This window comes from Collinsella sp. HCP3S3_D1 (assembly GCF_052064015.1).
GTDB lineage: Bacteria > Actinomycetota > Coriobacteriia > Coriobacteriales > Coriobacteriaceae > Collinsella.
The window spans coordinates 1-374 of sequence record NZ_JBQHWK010000055.1 but is presented as its reverse complement, the minus strand read 5'-3'; the positions used below and the strand labels follow the sequence as shown (position 1 = coordinate 374).

Genomic DNA, 374 nt, shown 5'->3' with positions numbered 1-374 from the left:
CTTGGTCTGCTCGATAAACAGGTCGAACTTGGGGAAGCAGCCGCGGCGGTTGAGCAGGCGCAGGCCGAAGCAGTCGGCGAGGTAGTAGCCCTTCTCGCAGCCGCCCGAACCATGGTCGGAAGCCATGGTGACGCAGTTCTCGGCACCCACAGCCTGGCCGATGGGGCCCTCGGGCTTGGTCATGGCGTAGACGCGCACGCCCATGTCCTTCATCTTCTTGACGGCCTCGAGGACCTCGGGGGTGGTGCCGGACTCGGAGGCGGTGAGCACGACGGACTTCTCAGTCATGCGCTTGTGGCCGGAGACGTTCCACTCGGCGGCGTGGATCAGGTAGACCTCGAGGTCGCGGTCGCCGAACTTGTTCATGAGGTACT

General features: G+C 64.4%; 1 pseudogene. It reads right to left on the bottom strand.

The window, feature by feature from the left end:
* Positions 1-374: pseudogene (locus tag ACTNDJ_RS08995) on the bottom strand (SIS domain-containing protein); the annotation flags it as partial.